The following is a 2,159-nucleotide window of genomic DNA, read 5'->3' as shown; positions in this document are numbered from 1 at the left end:
GCGCGTTGACCAGATCGACCGTGGAGAAGAACCGCACCTTTTTGCGGTGATGCTCGACCGCCTGGATGCCCAGAGCTGTTGCGATGTGCGTTTTACCCGTGCCGGGGCCGCCCAAGGCCACGACATTATGCGCGCCATCGATAAACTCGCCGCGATGGAGTTGGCGTACTAATGCCTCATTTACCTCGCTGGATGCAAAGTCGAACCCGGCCAGATCCTTGTAAGCCGGGAACCGGGCCGCCTTGATCTGGTAAGCGATAGACCGGACCTCGCGTTCGGACATCTCTGCCTTGAGCAGCTGGGAGAGGATCGGCACGGCGGCCTTGAACGCGGGCGCTCCCTGTTCGATCAGCTCCCCGACAGCCTGAGCCATGCCATACATCTTGAGGCCGCGTAACATGACCTCGACGGCAGCGCTTGCCGGATCATGACGCCCAAGACCGCTCATGCGCGCAGCTCCCGCAGGTTATCGTAGCGGCCGACATCGGCACGCGGCTCCTGTGTAAGACGCAGGGCCTGCGGCGCGTCGATCGGTGCAACCGGCGGCGCTTTGCCGTCGGTCAGCCGGTGCAGGATGTTGAGAACGTGCGTCTTGGTCGGCACGCCTCCCTCCAGCGCGAGCTCGACGGCGCACAACACCGCCTGTTCGTCATGTTGGAGGACCAGCGATAATATCTCGACCATCTCACGGTCACCACCGACACGCTTGAGAAGATGGCCTTGCAACTGGCGGAACGCATCGGGCATCTCGATGAACGGCGCGCCGTTGCGTAATGCACCGGGCTTGCGCTGGATTACTGCCAGATAGTGTCGCCAGTCATAGACGATCCTTCCCGGCAGATGATGCGATCGCGCAATGATCCGGCCATGCTCGCACAAGACCCGTCCCTCGGCGGCAATGACGATCCGGTCCGGGTAAATCCGTAAGGACACAGGCCGGTTGGCAAAGGATGCCGGCACAGAGTAGCGGTTGCGTTCGAACGTCACCAGGCAGGTGGGAGATACCCGCTTGGTGTGCTCGACAAAGCCGTCAAAGGGACGGCCTAGCGGCATCAGACTGGTAACCTCTTCGGCGTGGACATCGGCAACAGTGCCGAACAAGCTGCCGTGCTGGATATGGCTCCATTGCATTATGCACTGCACCTCAAGCCATGCATTGAGCGTCTCGAGATCGGGGAAGCTGGGCATCGGCTGCCACAAGCGGCGGCGCGCATCCTGCACGTTCTTCTCAACCTGCCCCTTCTCCCAACCCGATGCAGGGTTACAAAACTCCGGCTCGAACAGGTAATGACTAGCCATCGCCGCGAAGCGCGCATTTATCTGCCGCGCTTTGCCTGAACCGATCCGATCAACTGCGGTCTTCATGTTATCGAAGATCCCGCGCTGGGGCACACCACCCAGTACACGGAAGGCTTGGGTCAGCGCATCGAACAGCATCTCGTGGGTCTGGAGCATGTATGCCCGAACGGTGAAGGCCCGGCTGTGTGACAACTTGGTATGCGCAACCTGCAGCTTGGTCTGCTTGCCCGCAATGATCGCCCAGTCCTCGCTCCAGTCGAACTGGAACGCCTCTCCTGGCGCAAACACCAGCGGCACGAATGTACCGCGTTCGCTGGTCTGGGCGTCCCGTTGCCTGTCCGTCTTCCATGCCCGCACGAACGCTGCGACACGGCCATAACCACCGTCAAAGCCAAGGGACACCAGGTCCGCATGCATCTGCTTGGCAGACCGCTTCTGCTTGCGGGACTTGGTCGCGTCTATCCGCAGCCACCCGGTCAGCTTCTCGGCAAACGGGTCCAGCTTGCTGGGTCGGTCAGGAACCTTGAACTTCGGCTCGACCGTGTGCTCACGCAAATACTTGCGGATCGTGTTCCGAGACAAGCCTGTACGCCGTTCAATCTCGCGGATCGCCATCCCTTCACGAAAATGCCAGCGCCGGATTACACTCAATAATGCCATGTAGATCACTCCATGTTGCCTCCAAACCTGCGTCCAGAGGTGGTTCAAACATGGGTCAGTTCTCGACGGAAATTTATATCCCTCCCGGGTCAACTCTCAGCGGTAATCAACACCCGGCCAGCCTTCAGCGCCTCCAGCACATTGTAGAGCTTGGTCAGGGTCAGATCATCATGGTCAGCCAGCACCCGCTTGCGTAATGC

2 protein-coding genes are annotated in these 2,159 nt (G+C 60.2%); both read right to left on the bottom strand.

Features of this window, described 5'->3' with window-relative positions:
• On the bottom strand, nucleotides 1-448 hold a 448-nt coding region (locus ABL922_RS14650), incomplete at its 3' end, for an ATP-binding protein (RefSeq protein ID WP_349024945.1).
• A complete protein-coding gene (gene istA, locus ABL922_RS14645) occupies nucleotides 445-1,959 on the bottom strand; it encodes an IS21 family transposase (protein WP_349024944.1) in 1,515 nt (504 codons plus the stop codon). The genes ABL922_RS14650 and istA, both read right to left, overlap by 4 nt.
• Between the last annotated feature and the right edge of the window lie 200 nt (nucleotides 1,960-2,159).

Source organism: Sphingorhabdus sp., from assembly GCF_040079335.1.
Lineage (GTDB): Bacteria > Pseudomonadota > Alphaproteobacteria > Sphingomonadales > Sphingomonadaceae > Sphingorhabdus_B.
The sequence above is the reverse complement of the archived record's forward strand: the minus strand, read 5'-3'. Positions and strand labels throughout refer to the sequence as shown.